Annotated in this window: 23 protein-coding genes and 1 tRNA gene; 11 read left to right on the top strand and 13 right to left on the bottom strand. The window is 66.9% G+C overall.

What is annotated here, in order from left to right; all coding sequences use genetic code 11:
• Positions 1-118: 118 nt before the first annotated feature.
• The 6 genes from ACSBP4_RS08360 to ACSBP4_RS08335 all read right to left on the bottom strand — a co-directional run bounded on the left by ACSBP4_RS08360 (position 119) and on the right by ACSBP4_RS08335 (position 4,274).
• Positions 119-754: a fibrillarin-like rRNA/tRNA 2'-O-methyltransferase gene (locus tag ACSBP4_RS08360; protein WP_435551904.1), complete on the bottom strand. Its 636-nt coding sequence runs from the start codon at positions 752-754 to the stop codon at positions 119-121.
• Positions 747-1,625 (bottom strand): NOP5/NOP56 family protein, encoded by an 879-nt coding sequence (locus tag ACSBP4_RS08355; protein ID WP_435551903.1) that lies wholly within the window; start codon positions 1,623-1,625, stop codon positions 747-749. Before ACSBP4_RS08355 ends, ACSBP4_RS08360 begins: the two co-directional genes overlap by 8 nt.
• A gap of 118 nt (positions 1,626-1,743) precedes the next feature.
• Entirely contained in the window at positions 1,744-2,871 is a 1,128-nt protein-coding gene (locus ACSBP4_RS08350; RefSeq protein ID WP_435551902.1) for a DUF63 family protein, read from the bottom strand.
• A 96-nt stretch (positions 2,872-2,967) separates the two neighbouring features.
• A complete protein-coding gene (locus ACSBP4_RS08345; protein WP_435551901.1) occupies positions 2,968-3,765 on the bottom strand; it encodes an inositol monophosphatase family protein in 798 nt (265 codons plus the stop codon).
• A gap of 172 nt (positions 3,766-3,937) precedes the next feature.
• Positions 3,938-4,020: transfer RNA gene (locus tag ACSBP4_RS08340), tRNA-Leu, on the bottom strand.
• 125 nt (positions 4,021-4,145) lie between these two features.
• Entirely contained in the window at positions 4,146-4,274 is a 129-nt protein-coding gene (locus tag ACSBP4_RS08335) for a hypothetical protein (RefSeq protein ID WP_006180568.1), read from the bottom strand.
• Between the two features lie 101 nt (positions 4,275-4,375).
• On the opposite strand from ACSBP4_RS08335, the gene ACSBP4_RS08330 reads away from it, so the two are divergent.
• Positions 4,376-4,861: a DUF309 domain-containing protein gene (locus ACSBP4_RS08330; RefSeq protein ID WP_006650863.1), complete on the top strand. Its 486-nt coding sequence runs from the start codon at positions 4,376-4,378 to the stop codon at positions 4,859-4,861.
• A gap of 84 nt (positions 4,862-4,945) precedes the next feature.
• Positions 4,946-6,370 carry an amidase gene (locus ACSBP4_RS08325; RefSeq protein ID WP_435551900.1) on the top strand — a complete coding sequence of 475 codons (1,425 nt, stop codon included), beginning with the start codon at positions 4,946-4,948 and terminating at the stop codon, positions 6,368-6,370.
• 24 nt (positions 6,371-6,394) lie between these two features.
• Here ACSBP4_RS08325 and ACSBP4_RS08320 read toward each other — a convergent pair whose 3' ends face one another.
• Positions 6,395-6,997: a trimeric intracellular cation channel family protein gene (locus ACSBP4_RS08320; RefSeq protein WP_371827954.1), complete on the bottom strand. Its 603-nt coding sequence runs from the start codon at positions 6,995-6,997 to the stop codon at positions 6,395-6,397.
• Between the two features lie 191 nt (positions 6,998-7,188).
• Between ACSBP4_RS08320 and ACSBP4_RS08315 the strand changes: the two genes are divergently transcribed.
• The 3 genes from ACSBP4_RS08315 (at position 7,189) to ACSBP4_RS08305 (ending at position 9,182) form a co-directional block, all read left to right on the top strand.
• Positions 7,189-8,031, top strand: coding sequence for an aldo/keto reductase (locus ACSBP4_RS08315; protein WP_435551899.1), 843 nt, complete (start codon positions 7,189-7,191; stop codon positions 8,029-8,031).
• Positions 8,032-8,134: 103 nt separating this feature from the next.
• Entirely contained in the window at positions 8,135-8,905 is a 771-nt protein-coding gene (locus ACSBP4_RS08310; RefSeq protein WP_049905981.1) for a hypothetical protein, read from the top strand.
• 82 nt (positions 8,906-8,987) lie between these two features.
• Positions 8,988-9,182: a DUF7333 family protein gene (locus ACSBP4_RS08305; RefSeq protein WP_006180574.1), complete on the top strand. Its 195-nt coding sequence runs from the start codon at positions 8,988-8,990 to the stop codon at positions 9,180-9,182.
• Between the two features lie 135 nt (positions 9,183-9,317).
• Here the strand turns inward: ACSBP4_RS08305 and ACSBP4_RS08300 are convergent, their stop codons facing one another.
• The gene (locus ACSBP4_RS08300) at positions 9,318-10,289 is read right to left on the bottom strand and encodes a phosphoadenosine phosphosulfate reductase family protein (protein ID WP_006650858.1); all 972 of its coding nucleotides are present in this window, start codon (positions 10,287-10,289) and stop codon (positions 9,318-9,320) included.
• Positions 10,290-10,519: 230 nt separating this feature from the next.
• Here ACSBP4_RS08300 and ACSBP4_RS08295 point away from each other — a divergent pair, with 230 nt between their 5' ends.
• On the top strand, positions 10,520-11,632 hold the full coding sequence (locus ACSBP4_RS08295; RefSeq protein WP_435551898.1) for a glutamate-cysteine ligase family protein: 1,113 nt from the start codon (positions 10,520-10,522) through the stop codon (positions 11,630-11,632).
• 76 nt (positions 11,633-11,708) lie between these two features.
• Positions 11,709-12,449: an SDR family NAD(P)-dependent oxidoreductase gene (locus ACSBP4_RS08290; RefSeq protein ID WP_049966797.1), complete on the top strand. Its 741-nt coding sequence runs from the start codon at positions 11,709-11,711 to the stop codon at positions 12,447-12,449.
• Here ACSBP4_RS08290 and ACSBP4_RS08285 read toward each other — a convergent pair.
• Positions 12,446-12,919 carry a hypothetical protein gene (locus tag ACSBP4_RS08285; protein ID WP_233274372.1) on the bottom strand — a complete coding sequence of 158 codons (474 nt, stop codon included), beginning with the start codon at positions 12,917-12,919 and terminating at the stop codon, positions 12,446-12,448. The two genes, ACSBP4_RS08290 and ACSBP4_RS08285, sit on opposite strands and share 4 nt — an antisense overlap.
• A gap of 148 nt (positions 12,920-13,067) precedes the next feature.
• Between ACSBP4_RS08285 and ACSBP4_RS08280 the strand changes: the two genes are divergently transcribed.
• The gene (locus tag ACSBP4_RS08280) at positions 13,068-13,634 is read left to right on the top strand and encodes a hypothetical protein (protein WP_049966795.1); all 567 of its coding nucleotides are present in this window, start codon (positions 13,068-13,070) and stop codon (positions 13,632-13,634) included.
• Between the two features lie 101 nt (positions 13,635-13,735).
• Here ACSBP4_RS08280 and ACSBP4_RS08275 read toward each other — a convergent pair whose 3' ends face one another.
• The 4 genes from ACSBP4_RS08275 to ACSBP4_RS08260 all read right to left on the bottom strand — a co-directional run bounded on the left by ACSBP4_RS08275 (position 13,736) and on the right by ACSBP4_RS08260 (position 16,548).
• Positions 13,736-14,320, bottom strand: a complete 585-nt coding sequence (locus tag ACSBP4_RS08275) for a DUF7110 family protein (RefSeq protein ID WP_006180580.1) — start codon at positions 14,318-14,320, stop codon at positions 13,736-13,738.
• A gap of 121 nt (positions 14,321-14,441) precedes the next feature.
• On the bottom strand, positions 14,442-14,786 hold the full coding sequence (locus ACSBP4_RS08270) for a glutaredoxin family protein (RefSeq protein WP_006180581.1): 345 nt from the start codon (positions 14,784-14,786) through the stop codon (positions 14,442-14,444).
• A 108-nt stretch (positions 14,787-14,894) separates the two neighbouring features.
• Complete coding sequence (locus tag ACSBP4_RS08265) at positions 14,895-15,692, bottom strand: succinylglutamate desuccinylase/aspartoacylase domain-containing protein (protein WP_006180583.1); 798 nt, start codon at positions 15,690-15,692, stop codon at positions 14,895-14,897.
• Positions 15,693-15,801: 109 nt separating this feature from the next.
• The gene (locus ACSBP4_RS08260) at positions 15,802-16,548 is read right to left on the bottom strand and encodes a proteasome assembly chaperone family protein (RefSeq protein WP_435551897.1); all 747 of its coding nucleotides are present in this window, start codon (positions 16,546-16,548) and stop codon (positions 15,802-15,804) included.
• Positions 16,549-16,667: 119 nt separating this feature from the next.
• Here ACSBP4_RS08260 and ACSBP4_RS08255 point away from each other — a divergent pair, with 119 nt between their 5' ends.
• From ACSBP4_RS08255 to ACSBP4_RS08245, 3 genes are read left to right on the top strand one after another with little or no spacing between them, the layout of a single operon-like run.
• Entirely contained in the window at positions 16,668-16,919 is a 252-nt protein-coding gene (locus ACSBP4_RS08255; protein ID WP_006650853.1) for a hypothetical protein, read from the top strand.
• 56 nt (positions 16,920-16,975) lie between these two features.
• A complete protein-coding gene (locus tag ACSBP4_RS08250; protein WP_435551896.1) occupies positions 16,976-17,884 on the top strand; it encodes an RsmB/NOP family class I SAM-dependent RNA methyltransferase in 909 nt (302 codons plus the stop codon).
• A complete protein-coding gene (locus ACSBP4_RS08245; protein ID WP_435551895.1) occupies positions 17,884-18,444 on the top strand; it encodes a DUF7122 family protein in 561 nt (186 codons plus the stop codon). Before ACSBP4_RS08250 ends, ACSBP4_RS08245 begins: the two co-directional genes overlap by 1 nt.
• The last annotated feature ends 24 nt before the right edge of the window (positions 18,445-18,468 follow it).

Raw genomic sequence — 18,468 nt, 5'->3', positions numbered from 1 at the left:
GACGGTCTGATAAAAACGTGGTGACGATCCGGCTCCGAAACACCCCCTCGACCGGAATCACCTCGAGTAAGACGGGCAACCAGCGTCTCGTTCCCTCCGCAACATCGCGTCTCCTCCCTCACAGCGGCCGCGCGACGATCCCGAGGTGATCCGTATGATAGCGCTCGAGCCGTTCCGCCTCCACGATCTCGTACCCATCCTCCAACTCCGTTCGAACGTCCTCGAACACCGCCTCGGGCTCTCGAGTCACGTCCTCACTCCGAGCCTTCACGGCCAGAAGCAGCCGCCCGTCGTCGGCCAAGAACCGCCGGTTCTCGAGCGCGACCCGCGCCTGTCCGCGCGTCGCCACGTCCTGGGCGATGACGTCGACGTCCGACTCCACGACGTGGGCGTAGGTCTCGGGCTTCCGCGCGTCTTTCAGCAGCGGAAAGAGTCGGTCGCGCGACTCCGCGGCCTCGAGCAGGTCCCGGGCCGGCCGCGCGGCGAACTCGACGGCGTAGGTCGGGCCGGCGAAGTCGGCCACGTGGCTCACGGTCGTCCCGCTGGCGGCCCCCAGATAGAGGACCGTTTCGCCGCCCGCGAGGCCGGTGTCCATGCCCAGCTCGAGCATCGCGCCGAGCTTGGATCGGTTTGGGTTCCACGCGCGCCACTCGCCGTCCGTGGGCTCGCCGTAGACCGGTTCCCCGCGGGTCGCGAGCCGCTCGGTCCCGTCGAAGGCGCGGCGCTCGACCCCCGTCGGCAGGGCCTCACTCATCGCCGGCACCCCCGTCGGTCGCGGCGTCCCCGTCGTCCGCGTTTCGGGCCTGAATCGTCTCGATCCGCTCGGCGAGTTCGGCCTCGAGTTCCGGTTTCGACTCGCCGGAGTAGTGATCGACGCGGGCGGCGATCGCGAGTTTCCCCGCCACCGCGCGCGCCGCGGAACCGCGCTCGTCGGGGTGGGTGCCCCGCACCGCGTCGTGGGTGTAGATGATCCCGTGTTTGGGCGAGGGCGCGTGGCCCCGCAGGTGGGCGAATAACGCGTCCTCCGCGCCCAATACCTGCACCGTGCCGCTGGGTTTCTTCGCGAGTTCCTCGAGGCCGCCGGCCAGCGAGATCAGCCGGGCCGCCAGCACGGGGTCGGCCAGCGCCGCAAGGTTTGGCGCGACGGCCGGCGTCCGCCGTTGGACGAATTCACGGAGGTCATCGGCCTCGTCGGCCAGTCCAGCCACCCGTTCGGCCAGCGAGCGCACGGCTGGCTCACCGAGGTCGTCGCCGGCCTCGCTGCTGGCCACCTCCCGCGCGTACTCGACGCCGGTCCCGGCGTCGGGGTCGATCGTCCCGGCCCACTCGGCCAGCCGCTCGGCGAGTTCGTTGGCTGTTCGCTCGCAGTCGTCCATCGCCCGCACCGCGTGAACGAGCTGGCGGTCGTCGGCCCGCTCGCGCTCGGTCACCGCAGCCCGGGTGGCCTCGGTCGTCACCTCGCGGAGGGCGTCGTAGTACTCGTCGGTGTCGTCCGCGAACCCGTCTTCGACCGCGAGACGCGGCCAGTCGCGGGGCTCGTCGGCGCTTCCCTCGCGGACCGCGGCCGCCGTCGCGTCGGGATCGTCGCGGTCCCCGGCCGCGAACCACCCGTCCGTATCACTCATGGCGAGTCGTTCCGGGCGCGGGCGATTAAAGCCCCCGTTCGCGGTCGCGTCGATCGCCGCGGCTATGGCGACGGGCTCGAGGTCACACTCTCGGATTCGAACGACAATCAGCGGACCGTCAGACGCCGAACGTCGCGCGAAGCATGTCGCGGGTCCCGGGGCCGAGGCCGACGGCGACGACGGTGATCATGAGCAAGACGGCATAGCGCGGGCTGTCCTCGAAGACCGTCTCGTCGAAGATCCAGATGACGAAGACGGCGGCGGCGAGTTTCACCAGCAGGAACGGCCACGCGGAGCCGGTCGCCGACACCACATCGGCGGGCAACACGTCCGCAGTCGTGTTGGCGATGGCACGGTTGATCGGGTGTTTCGGGACGAGGTTGGCCGGGAGCCCGAGCGTCGTCGCCCAGTCGAGGCCGATCACGTTCGCGACCCCGTCGACCGCGTGGGCCCAGATGACCACGATCCCCATGTATCGGGTCCCGCGGTTCAGTTCCGGCGCGTATCGCTCGAGGCCGAACCAGGTGATCGCCGTCGCGACGGTCGCCCCGACGAGGACGACCAGCGGGATCAGCGGATAGAACTCCGAAAACGGCTCCGTCGCTGCCGTGTAAGCCAGATACGCGATCGTAATCGTCAGTACAGCAGTCCCGATCCCGGCCAGCGGATACTCGTAGCCCGAGACGTAGTCGTTGCGCTCGAGCCAGATCGAGGTCACGACAGCAAAGAGCGCGATGAAGAAGACGGTGAAGTAGATCAGCGGGCTGATGATGAATCCCGACCACGGGAGCTGAATGGCCATCTCGCCGGTGTACTCGTAGGCGGCGGCGTTGGCGTCCTCGACGACACGCAGGGCGCCGCCAAAGAGCATGAACGGGAACAGGGCGAAAAAGCCCGCACGATACCGCTCGATCTCGAGCCGGCGCACGAGGAAGATGATCCCGATCAGCAACAGGACCAGCGTGGGGATGTAGCCGGCGTAGGAGACGAACGTGTAGCCGGGCTCGGCCGTCGGGCCGGCGTCGGTGGCCGCTTCGGTGCAGGGAACCTGTTCGCCGCCGGCCCAGGCGACGCAGTTCCAGCTGTGTGCGTCGGCGACGACGGGCCCCCAGAAGTACTGCCAGATGAACTCGACGTACACCCGCTGGGGGAAGATCACCGCCCCGAGGGCGACGACGGCCACGAGCGTGGCGACGGTCGCGGCCCAGACGCGCTCGGCCCCGAACCGGTCGATGAAATCGTCCATACCGGAATCCCGTAGTGGGGGGCGCTTACCGTTTCCGATTTCAGCCCGCCTGACACTCACGATTGCCCGCTGACGAGCGCCGTCAGATGGACCGTCTCAGCCGTCGATCTCCTGGGCTGCCGCGAGGACGGCATCGTGGATCTCGCCGTTCGAGGCGACCAGTCCCTCGCTGTCGTGTCGCCAGCGATCCCCCGAGAGGTCGGTGACGACGCCGCCGGCCTCGCGGACCATGCCGACGCCGGCGACGGTGTCCCAGGGGTTGGCCCGCACGTTGGTCAGCGTCCCCTCGAGCGCGCCCGAGGCGACCATCGCCAGCTCGAGCTGGGCGCAGCCGTACCGACGCATGTCGTCGAACCGCCGGACGATCGCCCGGGTCGCGGCGGCGTACTCGTCGCGCCGGTCGCGGCCCCACCAGAACGTCGGGCAGACGGTGGCGGCCGCGGGATCGTCGCAGTCACTGACTGACAGCGGCTCGTCGTTGCGGGAGATGCCGTCGGGGCCGAACCGGTAGACGTCCCCGAGCGCGGGGCAGTCGAACGCGGCGGCGACCGGCTCGCCGTCGATCACGGCCGCGACGGCGGTGCCGAACGCCCGGGACCCGTCGACGTAGTTGTTCGTTCCGTCGATGGGATCGACGATCCAGGCCGGCCCCGATTCGGGAACCCGCTTCAACGCGTCCTCCTCCTCGCCGACGACGGGATCGTCCGGGAACGTCTCCCGAATCGTCTCGATGACTCGCTCTTGGGCGTCGCGATCGACTTGCGTGACGACGTCGGTTTCCCGGTCTTTCGACTCGATCTCGAGATCGGTCCGGAACGAGTCGGCCGCGACGGCGGCTCCCGCCGCGGCCGCACGAACCGCGACGGCCTCGCGGCGGGACGTGGCTTCGCTCATGTCCGTTCTCGGTGGCCGGGCCGGAAAAGTGGTCGTGATATCCACAGATTGGAACCACGTTCCATCGTAGCGTTCGCGTTACTCGAGCGGACACAGCGTTTGCTGTCCGGTTCGTCGGTCGGCAGAAGTTTGCGAGGGCAAGACGCTCCGTCTTGCCGCGCACTATGGTGAGTGCGAGGGGAGGGGATCGAACCCACGAACTCCTACGAGAGCGGATCTTGAGTCCGCCGCCGTTGACCGCTTGGCTACCCTCGCACGCGTCTCCCCCTGGGGCCGCCCGGAGGTTAAATCGTCCGATTCGGATCGGCGGTGGCCCGAAAACGGATCCGTTCCGTCCCGTCACCGTCGGGGATGGCGGCGGGCCATGAGTGGCGCCTGACTCAGACGGCCCGCGTCTCGAGGTCGGCCTCGGTGTAGCGCCGGTCGCAGTTCACACACTGGTAGTCGCCCTCGATGTGGGCGTAGAGGCGTTCCCCGCAGTGCTGGCAGCGGCCGTACGGATGCTCCATACCGCGACGTAAGGGATCACATCCGAATAAAGGCGGTGCTTACACACTCGCCGTCTGAAGTGACCGACGGAGGTTTCCGGCGCTCGACCGTTCGGTCGGGTATGGACGACCACACCCGGGACCCGACGGTCGAGCCGCCCGCCGGAACCCCGACCGGATGGGATCCCGAGGCCGGTCGCTGGGACCACGCGACGCTCCGCCGGGCGACGGTCCACGGCGTCGCGTGCTACAACGCGGGCGCGTACCACGAGTCACACGACTGCTTCGAAGCGGAATGGTACAATTACGGGCGGGGTTCCACCGAGAGCGCCTTCTGTCACGGACTCGTGCAGGTCGCAGCCGGAGCCTACAAGCACTTCGATTTCGGGAACGACGACGGAATGCGGAGCCTGTTCGAGACCGCGCTGCAGTACCTCCGGGGTGTACCCAACGACTACTACGGCGTCGACCTCCTCGCCGTCCGGACGACGCTGACCAACGCCCTCGCAGACCCCGCGGTTCTCGAGGGCTGGCAAATCGAAATCGACGGGGAGGCCCCGGTCGCCACCGACGCCGACTTCGCGTACGCCGCGGGGCTCGAGGAGTAGCTGTGCCCCGCCGATCGTTTCTTGACGATCCATGTCGTCGAAATCCGAGCTAACATATATCACGGACGGTGTCGTTCACCCGGTATGTCATCCGAAACGGAACTCACGCGACTCTCCGCGACGGCTCTCGCGGCTCGCATTCGGAACGGCGACGTCACGGCGACCGAGGCGGTCGAGGCCCACCTCGAGCGGATCGGCGAGCGCGACGACGAGATCAACGCCTTCGTCACGGTCTGTGCAGAGGAGGCCCGCGATGCGGCGGCGAAGGCCGACGCCGCGCTCGAGGACGGCGCGGACGTGGGTCCGCTCCACGGGGTCCCGCTCGCGCTGAAGGACTTAGGCGCGCTGAAGGCCGGCGTCCGACACACGTACGGCTCGGCGCTGTTCGCCGACCACGTCGCCGACCGGACCTCGGCGATCGTCCAGCGGCTCGAGGACGCCGGCGCGATCGTGATCGGAAAGACGAACACGCCGGAGTTAGGCCACAAGGGGACGACCGACAACGAACTGATCGGGGCGACCGCGTCGCCGATCGATCCCGACCTGAACGCCGGCGGCTCTTCGGGCGGCTCAGCGGCGGCACTGGCGGCCGGGATGGCCCCGATCGCGACGGGCAGCGACGCGGGCGGGTCGCTTCGCATTCCCGCGGCGGCCTGCGGCGTCTACGGGTTCAAACCGACGTTCGGGCTGGTACCCGACGACGGCCGGCCGAGCGCGTTCGGGCGCGAACTCCAGCACACGACGAAGGGGCCGATGACCCGGACCGTCGCCGACGCCGCCCTGTTGCTGTCGATCATGGCCGATCCCCACCCCGATGATCCCAACAGCGTCCCCGTCGAGATCGACTATCGGGGGGCCGTCGAGCGCCCGATCGACGACTTCCGGATCGCCTACAGCCCCGATCTGGACGTCTTTCCCGTCGCCGACGAGGTCCAGACGGTCGTCGACGAGGCAGTCAGCGCCTTCGCGGACGCGGGCGCGACCGTCGACGAGATCGGCGTCGATCACGGCTACTCGATGGCCGAACTGAGCGAGGCCGCGATGCCGGCGTATACGACCTCCGTCCTCGAGAGTGCCACGGTCATGGAGGAGGCCCACGGCGTCGACTTTCGGGCACGATCCGACGAGGTCTCGGACAGCCTGCTTGCGATGCTCCACGTCGCCGACGATCACGGGCCCGCGGACGTCGCCCGGTCGGGGATCGTCCGCACTGGCGTGTACGACGCCGTTCAGGATGTACTGGCCGACTACGACCTGCTCGTGGCCCCGACGCTGTCGCAGGCCGACGTCTCCCTCCACGCCGATCTCGAGGCCGAAGCTTGGGAGTGGCCCATGACCTGGCCGTTCAACTGGACCGGCCACCCCGTCGCCTCGGCCCCCGCCGGGCTGACCGAGCGCGGCGGTCCCGTCGGCCTGCAACTGGTCGGTCGCCGCTTTGCCGACGACGACGTCCTCGCGGCGAGTGCGGCCCTCGAGCGCGAGCGGCCATGGGACGGGCTCTACGAATAGTCTCACCGGTCAGATCCGACGCCCTCAGATCGACTCGAACCGCTGTGCCGTCGGCAGCGCCCAGCCGTACGTGACCGCGGCCAGCCGCGTGCCGACCGTGATCGCGGCGCAGGCGGCCGCGGCGGTGGTTCCCGACGCGCCGACGATCGCCACGATCCAGTAGGTCGTCCCGCCTAGCACGGCACAGCTCGCGTAGAAGTCCTCGAACAGGATGAACGGCGGCCGGTCCAGCAGGACGTCGGCGATCGCGCCGCCGCCGACGGCGTTGATCGTCGCGATGACGACGACACCGAAACTCGAGACGCCGGCCCCGGACGCCACGATGGCCCCGGCCGTGGTGAACGCGGCGAGGCCGACGGCGTCCGAGACGAGCGTGACCGGATGATCGTCCGGCGACTCGAGGGCGATGCTGAGTCCGATCGCCAGGGCGATGCCGAGGAGTCCGAGGCCGATCTCCGTGGGATCGCTCAGCGCGAGCGGGACGCGGTTGACGAGGAGATCGCGCGTCGCGCCGCCGGCGAAGGCCGTGGCGAGGCCGACGACCGCGATCCCGAACAGATCGTACTCCTCGCGGATCGCCTTGCTCGCGCCGACGAGCGCGAACGCGACCAACCCGATCGCGTTCATCGCGACGAACGGGTCGGCGAGTACTGCGGTAGCGACGTCCCGTATCACGAGGGAGTCTCCGACCGGAACGGCCTTGAGCGCTACGCATCGCTCGGTCCGGCGCGCGGCGTTCCCGTTCCGATCACCAGCGGACACCCGACTCGCTCTCCGCAACCCAAACCCATTTTCGCTCGCTGGCCCACTTCCTGCACATGGGAACGAACGACGCCGAGACAGTCGCACCCGAAACGTGTCCGACAGCGAACGGCATGCCGATGCTCGGTCTGGGAACCTGGCAGAACGACGATCCCGAGCAGTGTGCCGAGAGCGTCCGTACGGCCCTCGAGACGGGGTATCGCCACATCGACACCGCCCAGGCCTACGACAACGAGGAGGCGGTCGGCGAGGGGATCGCCGCCGCCGACGTCGATCGCGAGGAGATCTTCCTCGCGACCAAGGTCTGGATCTCGAACCTCGACCACGACGACGTCCTCGAGACGGCCCGGGCGAGCCTCGACCGACTCGGCGTCGACTACGTCGATCTGCTCTACGTCCACTGGCCGGCCGGCGAGTACGATCCCGAGGGAACCCTCTCGGCGCTCTCGGAACTGTACGACGAGGGCCTGATCGAGAACGTCGGCGTGAGCAACTTCCGCCCCGAAGACCTCGAGGAGGCCGTCGACGTCTGTGACGCGCCGATCTTCGCGAATCAGGTCGAACTCCACCCGCTGCTTCCCCAGGCGGAGATCCGAGCGGCCTGCGAGAACGACGACGTCGAGGTCGTCGGTTACTCGCCGCTGGCCCGCGGGCAGGTCTTCGACCAGCCGGAGATTCAGGAGATCGCCGAGAAACACGGCGTCACCGAAGCACAGGTCAGCCTCGCCTGGGCCCGCGAGAAAGGCGTCACGGCGATCCCGAAGGCGACCGGCGAGGACCACATCGGCGATAACTGGGCCTCGCTGACGGTCGACCTCGAGCAGGAGGATATCGACGCGATCGACGCGATCGACGAGACGAGCCGCGAGGTCGACCCCGACTTCGCACCCTGGAACTGAGCGGAGCCACAGTCGCGAGTCGCGTTTTTCCGTCCGGTATCGACCTGTCGTTCGCAAAGAAAGAGAAGGAAAGTTTACGGTACGCCGGCTTTTTGGCTCGCGTATGTCTACCCGCTCACGAAGCGGTGGCGGCGGTGGGTTCGTCGGCGCGGTCAGAGCCGACGTCCAGCGGTTACACGGGGCCTGGATGGAGATCGTCTTCCCCAGGCAACGTGGCCGTGGCCACTCCGTCATGGGCAAGTGGCAACCCGAGAGCCTCCCGCAGAAGGTGGCCTATCACGGCTGGAGCGCGCTCGGGGTCGTCGGCTTGCTCCTCCTTTACCCGCTTACCGTCCTCGGCCTCGCGACCCGCTACTACGCGGCGAAACTCGACTCGACACGGACCCGGCTGGGCATCGTCGGCGTCACCGGCATCGCCCTGCTCGGCTGGGGCCTCCTGACGATCGCCTGGGGGGCGATGTCGTACATGGAACAGGTCGACATCCCCCTCGAGGCGGTGCTTGCGGTCGCGGCGGCAAGCGGCGTCGCGACGGTCGCGACCGCGCTCGCCGCGTCGGCGACGAAGGTCGGCGGCCGCGGGACGACAGTCGTCTTCGCCTACCCCTTCGCGATGACGGCGTTGTTCCTGCCGCCGGTCGTCGCCGCCCTGGTCACGCCATCGCTGCATCCGTACATCCTCGACCCCAGCTACGAGTTCGCCGCCTGGGCACTGGACAACGTGTTGGTCGTCGGCGGCCTCAACGAGTTCCTCCGGAGCAACTTCACGCTCGAGGGGGCGGCCTACGCGGGGATGTGGCTCGGGATTTCGTTCCCGCTGGGCTGGTTCTTCGGAATCGTCGTCGCGCTGGCGAACCTCGTTCGGCCGTCGCAGTAACTGCCGCTCGCTTTCGATCAACCGACGTGAACGGACTGCCGATTCCCGATACCATTAGGGGCCCCTGTCCTAACGGTCGCCCATGGAGTTCAACCAGACGACGACGGCGGCCGCGTTCCTCGCGATAATCGTGATCGGCGTCGGTGGCCTCGTCGCCGCGCCGATGATGGCGACGGAGACCGTCCTGATGATGGTCGCACCGTCGATGATCGCCTTCGGACTGATCATGCTCGCCATCGGCGTCAAACACGGCGAGTACCGCGCAACGGGTCGATAACGAACGGGTTCGACCCGGACTGCGTTCTCTCCTGAAGACCGGTGATCACGACGTTGTCACCGTCGGCACTCCTCGAGACGCTGCAACCGGAAGAAACGGGTAGTTAGCTGGCGAACGAGCGTCGGCGCCGACGGCCTACATGTAGCCGAGGTCGCGCAGGCGCTCCATCAGGTCTTCCTTGTCCTGGGCGCGGCCGGCGCGTTCGGTCGTTCCCTCGAGGTCCTGCAGCCACGCGGGGTCCTCGTCGGACTTCTCGGTACTGACTTCGCTGCCCAGCGAGCGGAAGCCGGCGAAGTACTTCGGCGAGATCGGGATGTCTTCCTGGTCGACGCCCTCGGGGAGGTCGTCGTCGGCCTCGGGGACGTAGCCCTCCTCGGGGAAGTCCTCGACCGTGTCCGGCACGACGAAGTTCCAGAAGGCGTCCCAGACGGCGGCCTCGTCGAACTGCAGGATGGGCTGGATGCGGTCGTGGGGCGGGTAGATGTCGGGGTCGTGTCGCGGCGAGAAGAACGTCTCGTCGGCGCGGGCCTCCTGTTCGTCCCAGCGGACGCCGGAGATGACGCCGTCGATGTCGTACTCCTCTAAGGCGTCGTTGAGCGCGACCGTCTTCAGCAGGTGGTTGCCGACGTAGGTGTCCAGCAGGAACGGGAAGGTGTCTTCCTCGTACTCGAGGATCTCCCGGACGTGGTGCTGGTTGTGGTCGGAGAGTTCCGAAATGTCGATGTCGTCGCCGGGTTCGAGGCCGTGTTCGTCGACGTACTCGCCGACGTCCTCGTTGCGCGCGTAAATGACCTCGAGGTCCCACTCGTCGGCCCAGTGGTCGACGAAGTCGTGGATCCCGTCGAAGTGCTGGTAGTGGTCGATGAAGACCGCGGGCGGTACCTCGAGGTCGAAGCGGTCGGCGACCTCCTTGATGAAATACAGTGTCAGCGTCGAGTCCTTGCCGCCGGTCCACATCACGGCCGGGTTCTCGTAGGACTCGAGCCCCTCGCGGGTGACCTCGATGGCCTTCTCGATCTTGTCCTGAATGTGCTGGTAGTCCTCGGGGTCTTCGCCGTTGCCGTCGTCGTAATCGACGTCGACGTAGTCGGGGAAGTTCTCGGTCATCTCGTGTAATTAGATGTAATTAGGAACTGTAAATCCTTTGGGTCGGCGGAAACGCCTGTCGGGACTTCGGACCGCGAGCGGCCGACCCGACGAGCCGTGCGGCGAATATTTCCCGTCACGAAAGGTTCTTGCCATCGTTCGAGAGAGGTTCTCATATCGAGTGTTAGCATAGGTCTGTGGCCGAGGACGGCGTCGCTCGGCCGCTCGAGCCGTGATCGCGACTACCAACCGTGTCAGCACACGAATCCACGCCGATACGACGGAGCATCGAGGTCGAGTACTGGGTCGTCGACGACCGGGGCCGGCTCGTCGAACCGGGTGATCTCGTCGAGGCGTCGCCGGGTGCCGAACGGGAGTTCGTCGAGCCGTTGCTCGAGATCAAGACGACGCCCTGTGAGTCGACCGCCGAGTTGCGCGCGGAACTGTACGAGCGGCTCGAGGCCGTCCTCGAGCGAGCGGACGAACGCGGGCTGGGACTGGTCCCGCTCGCGACGCCGATCAACCACGGCGAGATTGCGGATCGGCCCAGCGACAGGACCCGCGTTCAGGAGCGGGTCATCGGCGAGGACTTCGAGTACGTCCGCCACTGCGCGGGGACGCACATCCACGTCGAGCAACAGCCGGGACGGGCGGTCGATCAGTTGAACACGTTCATCGCGCTCGATCCGGCGCTGGCGCTGGTCAACTCCGCGCCGTACTTCCGCGGCCGGAACCTGGCAACGGGCGCGCGGTCGAAGCTCTACCGCTGGATGGCCTACGACGATGTCCCTCATCAGGGACGGCTCTGGCCCTACGTCGACGACACCGAGGAGTGGACGCGCCGGCTCGAGCGGCGATACGAGGACTTCGTGACGGCCGCCGTCGACGCGGGGATCGATCGGTCCACGATCCGGGCGCAGTTCGATCCCGAAAGCGCCGTCTGGACGCCGGTCCAGATCCGGGAGTCGTTCGAAACCGTCGAGTGGCGCTCGCCCGACACCGCCCTCCCGAGTCAGGTCGTCCGACTGGCGGACCGGCTGGCCACCGTCGTCGACCGCCTCCGCGGGGCCGAGGTCCGAATCGAGGGTGACACCGGCCGGGTGACCGACGAGGAGATCGTCCTGCCGACCTTCGACGCCGTCATCGAACACGTCAACGCCGCGATCCGGGACGGGCTGGACGCGGACGCGGTGCGGTCCTATCTCGAGCGAATGGGGTTCGAGGTCGCGACCTACGAGCCGATCGCCCACGACATCGGCGGCCGCGGCCCGGTCGACCGCGAGGCGGCGCGTCGACTCCGACTCGAGTACGCCGAACGCCTCGCGAACGATGTTCGACGGGCCGGCCGCATACCCAGTGACTGACCGCTCGACGATCGAACCGCGACTCGATCGCCGCGGCCGAACGTATTACTCGATGGGCCCGTAACTGATCGGTCAGATGACCACACTCAACGACGAGACGATCATCGTCACCGGTGCGAGCAAGGGACTCGGACGCTCGATGGTACTCGCCCTCTCCGAACGGGGCGCGAACGTCGTCCTCACGGCCCGAAGCGAGGACGAACTCGAGACCGTCGCCGACGAGGCGGCCGGCGAGACGCTGGTCGTCCCAGCGGACGTCCGTGCGGCAGATGACGTCGACCGCGTCGTCGAGGCGGCCCTCGAGCGGTTCGGGCGCGTCGACACGCTCATCAACAACGCCGGCGTCTCCGGGCTCAGCTTCGGCGAGGAGCGTCGCTCGCTCGTCGAGACCGACGAGGAGGAGTGGGATACGATTATGGACGTCAACGTCAAGGGCGTCTATCTGTTCACGAAGCGGGTCCTCGAGGCGATGCTCGAGGCCGGTCAGGACTCGGGCAACGTCGTCAACGTCTCCTCGGGGCTGGGCCGGTACGCGATCCCCGACGCCGCGGCCTACATCACGTCGAAGTGGGGGCTCGAGGGCTTTACCCAGGCCGTCGCACTTGAGGTCGAGGACGAGGGGATCAACGTCAACGCGATCGACCCCGGCGGCCGCGTCAACACGCGGATCTGGGAACACCTGCCCGACGACGAGCGCGGGGAGATCCTCCAGCCCGACGTGATGGACGACGCGGCCGCCCTGCTCGCAGCGCAGGGACCGGACGGCGTCACCGGCGAGTCGATGACCGCCGAGGAGTGGGAGGACCGACTCGCCTAATAGCCGGCAGCACAGTCGTACGACACGTCCTGAATCGTTGTTTTCTGGTGGATGTAGACCGGCTCGGAAACGTCGACGAGAAGCGTGACGTCACCCGTTCCGTCGGCCGTAGTGGTCCCCGAACACGAGACCACGACATTGCGGGCCTCCCCTTCGGACAATGTTGTCGGTGCTTGGCTAACCTCGAGGGTGTCGTCGGACGCACCTCCAACGGTGTCGACTTCGACATTGAGGGTAGAGTAGTCGGTGATGTACCTGTTCTCGAGGGTGGCGACTGTCCTGGGTCTATCGTATGAAAAACAGATGAAGATACAAAGATAGTTCCGCACAGTGCGCCCACCGTACCCATCCTGTATCGAGAGATATGCCTCGTCCTCTTCGGCGACGCTCACGGAGGCGTCCCGTTCGGCGACGACCTGATCGAACGCGCCGAGTTGAACGCTGCCGAGAGCGACGCCGAGAACGATCAACAGGAGACCGAACGCGGAGACGAGTCGGTTCATGCGAGGTTATTTTCGGCTGTCCGTTCGCGCCCGTCCGTCGTTTTTCGGTCGATACAGAACGGTTATGTATCTATAGTATTAAATATTGATAGGAGCGCTCGAGAGTGACCACCGAATGAAACGACGCACGGTTCTGGTCGGGTTGGGGGCTCTCACCGCCGGTGGTGGGGTGGCCTTCGGGACCGGTGCGTTCAGCCGGACTGAAGCCGAGCGCGGTGTCACCGTGTCGACCGCAGTCGACGACGCCGCGCTGTTGCGACTCGCACCTGGCTCCGGGGACGACGGCGGGTTCGTCACGGGCGAGAGCGACGGGACGATCACCGTCGAGATCACCGAGGTCGATAACGGTACTTCCGATCCGGGACTAGGTGTAAACGACGGCTCCGTTACCGGGTTTCCCAAACTCATTAAGGCAGAGAATCAGTCGGCCCACGAGATCGAGTTGTCCACGACGGTTTCTCCGACCGGCGGCGTCGTTCTCTTTCCTGACGGCGGCTTCGACGGTCCCGAAGCGATTGATCGGCTCGACGAACCCGAAAATCACGTGCTTCTCTCGCAAGAAGAGTCGGCGGAATTGGGTCTCGCGCTCGATGCCGGGTACGGAACGAGCCAGATTCCCGGGACGGTCTCTGACGGGGACTCAGTCGACCTCGAGATCAGTGCGACCGACGCTGAGAACTAATTTGCTACGTCCGTGCGGTTAGCCGCCATAGCTACGGCTCCTGATCTTCAGCGAGGAAAGCGCATCGGTTAGCTCTCCGCTCTGTTCCGGCCGAAGCGCCTTCAGTCCGTGATGAACTTGTTGTCCCGCCAGTTGACGCCGCCTTGCCCCGAGCCGGTATCGCGGGGCCCTTCGACGACTTCGATGTCCGCGGGACGGGGTTCGCCGTCGACGATCCGGGTCGCATCGAGGTCGCCGTCGCGTTCCGAGATAGCCGTCAGCGTCCCCTTCTCGGCGGCCTCAGCGATCTCACAGAGGACGAGGAACATCTCGTATTGCAACAGCGAGTTCTGGAGGACCGTCTCGCGGTCGCCCTTGAACGCGGCGAACTCGACGAGTTCGGACTCGATCTCCTCTTCCTCTTCCTCGTCCCAGCTGAACGACTTCTGTCGCCGCTCGTCGGGGTCTTCCTCGTAGACCCGGTTTTCCGTGACGCTGGCTTTGAGTTGGGCCGTCGGCGTGTACTTGCTGACCGACTGATCCTCGGCGACCGCCTTGAGGATCAGCGTGTTGTTGCGCCGCGTGATCTCGACGTCGTCGATCCCGTCGGGATATCTCGCCTCGTCGATGTGTTCTCGAAGGTCTTCGAGGGGCAGTTCAAGGGTCGAATGCAGCCGATATACGTGTCTGGATTCCTCTGTTGACATTGTGGGAAGGTGTGTACGGCGATAGTCGTGATCTGCTACTACGAGGGCGTGACTTATATGAGCTGCTATTAAATGCGTGAGATATCAACTCGAGTATATGGGTCACGCCAGTGGGCCGGCCCTACGCGGTCTCGAGCGTCTCCGCGAGTTCGTCCCGTTCCTCGAGTTCCTCGAGGACGTCGGAGCCGCCGACGAACTCGCCGTCGACGAACGTCTGGGGGATCGTCTCCCAACCGCTGTGTTCCGACAGCGCCTGTCGGTACTCGTCGAGCGAGTCGAGGACGTCGACGGTCTCGAACTCGTCGCGGTGCTGGTCGATCAGGCCAAGCGCCTTGCGGGAGTAGCCACACTGGGGCATCAGTTCGGTCCCTTTCATGAAGAGGACGACCTCGTTTTCCTCGAGCGCCTCGGCGACCTGTTCGTCGACTTCGTCCTGATCGAGACCCTGGTTCGGTGGGAACTCCATACTCGTCCGTAGGGCGGTAAGGGGGATATGCCTTGCGTCATCGGCACTCACGCCGGTCGGTCGCGACCGCCGGCCGGACACACCGTTGGCACAGGGAACCCGGGCGATCTAGTCGGCCGACGCCGGCGTCTCGAGGACGTCGAGTTTCTCGGCGGCGTAGCCGAAGACGTCCCGGTAGCCGTTCGGGGACATCAAGACGGGATAGAACGACTCGTCGGCGACCTGCTCGTCGCCGTCGGCAGCGGCGAAGGAGTCGCCGGCCTCGACCTCGGTGAAGTTCTCGACGAACACCTCGTAGGAATCGGCCTGCTCCTTGCTGATGACGTCCGTGAGCCGATAGATCGGGAGGTCGCGTCGGACCGTATCGCCGGGCAACACGCCGACGGCGGTCAGAAACGCCCGCGTCAGCCGGTCGGCGTTTTCGGCGGCCGTCTCCGAGCCCTGGAGTCCACACTCGACCTCGACCGTGTCGATCTCGGCGAACAGTCGCCCCTCCGCGAAGTTGCTCGTCTCGACCATCGCCGTCACGGGCAGCTGTGGCACGATCTCCTCGGCCGTCTCGCTGACGCCGTTGACGACGGCGAACGGTTCGGCGTGGCTCTGGGTCGAGTGCATCGAGAAGGTCAGACAGCCCTCGAGTTCGTCGACCAGTTCGGTTGCGAGGCGGCCCTCGTGGGTCGTCGCGTCCGGATCGCCGGGGAACGCACGGTTGAGGTCCTCGTCGATGAATCGAACCCGTCGCTCGAGCGCTTCCTCGTTGGCGACGATGAGCTTGACGGGCCGTTCGACGGTCGGGCGCTCGTCGAGCAGCCGTTCGACGGCCCGGACGCCACAGGGTTCGTCCCCGTGAACGCCCGCGACGACTGCGATCTCCGGCTCCCCCGACCCGAGCTGTGCGACTCTCATTACTAGTTAGTTCGGCTGAAGAGCCAAAGGCGATTCGGTCTCTTACCCGACAGACGTGGTGGCATGTCGCACGCCTGAGCCGTTTCTCCGCCTCGGTCGGCGATCGATGCTACTGATACATCCGCAACGGCTGGGCCTGCGAACTCTCCTCCTGTGCGATCGCCTGCATCTGCTGGGCCAACTGCTCCCGTTTCGCCCGGATCTCCTCGGCGCGGTCGACCAGTTCGCTCACGTCGATCTCGAGGCCGGTGACGGGGGCGACCCCCTCCTCGAGCAGGACGCTCGCGGCCTCGGGGTCGGGGAACCGGTGGTTGCACTCGACGACGAAGCCGAGGCTGCCGTAGTCCTCGTGGGCGGCGCGGTTAATCAACGCGCCCGTCGGCCCGGTGATGACGCCGTCCTCCGGTGGGGTCGCCACGTCAGTGTCCTCGAGTCGCTCCCCGGCGTCCCCGGTCGCGATCCCGTAGAGATCGGGTCGCTCCCCGTTCTCGCGTTCCGCGGGGAGGCCGCTGAGATACAGCGGCGTCGCCTCCTGCTCGACGATCCAGCCGGTCAGACAGTCCGCGACGGTCTCGACGGCCTTGGCGCTGATCGGCGCGTCGCTTCGCAGCGCCAGCAGATCGTGTTCCTCGTCGACGTAGAGCCGGACCGGCGGTCGAGCGGTCCGATCGCCCTCGCGGTAGACGCCGATCCGCGGCAGTCCCTCGCAGCCGACGCTCGCGTAGTACTCCATTTCCAGTTGCTCGATGAGGTGGTCGGTCGCGATCTTGCCCACGAGACCAACGCCCGGAAACCCTTCGACGAGCGTTGGATCCTCGAGCGCGACCGATTCGCCGTGGACGCGGATTCCTGCCATGCTCGGACCGACGGACGTCACCGGCTTAAAATCGGGGGCAGGGTGTGCCGACACCGTCGCCGGGTTCGTCCCCGTCGACCGTGTATTTATATCAATCACCGCCGATCGTTCGTCCAGCGATGACGACGACCGATCCGGAGTCGGAGAAGACACGGGAGGACCGCGACGCAGTCGTCCGCTCCGCAGTCGCGGACGCGATTTTCGACGCCGTCGGGACCCTCTCGCTGCTGGGATTCTCGCTGTTGTTTCTGGCCGTCGGCGTGCGGGGCCTTCTTATCGACGGTTCGACGGGGCTCGCGGTCGCTTCGCTCGCGGTCAGTATTGCGGTCGCCGGGGCGGCGTTCGAACTGGTCCCGCCGTTCCGGGACTGAGCCGGACGGGCCGCGCTTCGAAACCCACAAACGCCAGTCGCGCGAACCCGCAGTCGATGGAGCCACTCGAGCGGTATCGACCGATCATCGACGACTTCGAGGACTTTCTGGCGGCCTGTCAGCGGCCGCTCGGCAACGCCGTCCGCGTGAACACGATCAAGGCCTCGGTCGACCGGGCCCTCGCGACCCTCGAGGCGGAGGGACTCGCGTACGAACAGGCCGACTGGAACCCCCGGGTACTGGACCTCGAGACCGACTCGCCGGGCTCGACGTGGGCCTCGTTTCACGGCTTTACCCACGGGCAGGAGGAGGTTTCGGCGGTGCCGCCGGTCGTCCTCGATCCCGAACCCGGCGAGCGGGTCTGGGACTGCTGTGCCGCACCGGGCGGGAAGGCGACCCAGATCGCCGCGCTGATGGACGACCGGGGAACGGTCGTCGCCAACGACAACAACCTCGGGCGGATCTCGGCGCTGCGTTTTAACGCCGAACGGCTGGGTGCGACCAGCCTCGCGGTGACCAACGCCGACGCCCGGAACTACTCGCTGTCCCGCTTCGACTTCGACGAGTTCGACCGAACGCTCGTCGACGCCCCCTGTTCCTGCGAGGGGACGATCCGGAAGAACCCCGACGCGCTCGACAACTGGTCGCCGGACCACATCTCCTCGGTCGCGGGGATCCAGAAGGGGATCATCCGTCGGGCGATCCAGGCGACCCGCGAGGGCGGGACGGTCGTCTACTCGACCTGTACCTTCGCCCCCGAGGAGAACGAGGCCGTCGTGCAACACGCCATGGACGAGGAGGACTGTCGCGTCGTCGACTTCGATCTCGGGCTGGAACACGCGCCCGGCCTGACCGAGTGGGACGGCGAGACGTTCGACTCGAGCCTCGAGAAGGCGGCCCGGATCTACCCGCATCACAACGACACCGGCGGCTTCTTCGTCGCGAAACTGGAGGTGACCGCGTGATGAGCGACAACGACGGCCAGCGGTTCGACCGGCTGCCCGCGACCGAAGCGGAACGGGACGTCGAGGGCCGGGCCACCCGCGAGGAGGTCGTCGACTACTTCGCCGACCGGTTCGGGATTCCGTCCGAAGCGTTCGACGACTACACCTTCTGGGAGAAGGGCGCGGGCAAGATCTGGGTCTACGGCGGCGAGGCGTCGACGCCGCTCGAGATCGAGGCCATCGGCATGACTTGTCTCCGCACCCGCCAAGAACACTGGAAGCCCACGACCGACTTCGTCCAGCGGTTCGGCCGCGCGGCGACCGACTGCGTGATCGACTTAGAGCCCGCGGAGGCCCGCCGGTTCGCCGCGGGGGAGGATCAGGAGATCGAGCGGTGGGACGGCGACTGGGGCTATCTGATCGCCGTCCACGACATCGGGGTCGGGCCGGCGGGCCGACCGGAGGGAGACGGTGAACCCGTCGACCGGGGCGAACGCGAGCCGATCGGTGTCGGCCTCTACGTCCACGGCGAACTCCGTTCGATGGTGCCGAAGGGCCGGCAACGCGACCTCGAGTCGTAGCGTCGGTCGGCCCCCGACGCTGCC

Origin of the sequence: Natrinema sp. CGMCC1.2065 (assembly GCF_051225675.1) — an archaeon.
GTDB lineage: Archaea > Halobacteriota > Halobacteria > Halobacteriales > Natrialbaceae > Natrinema > Natrinema thermotolerans.
This window is presented reverse-complemented; position numbering and strand designations above follow the sequence as displayed.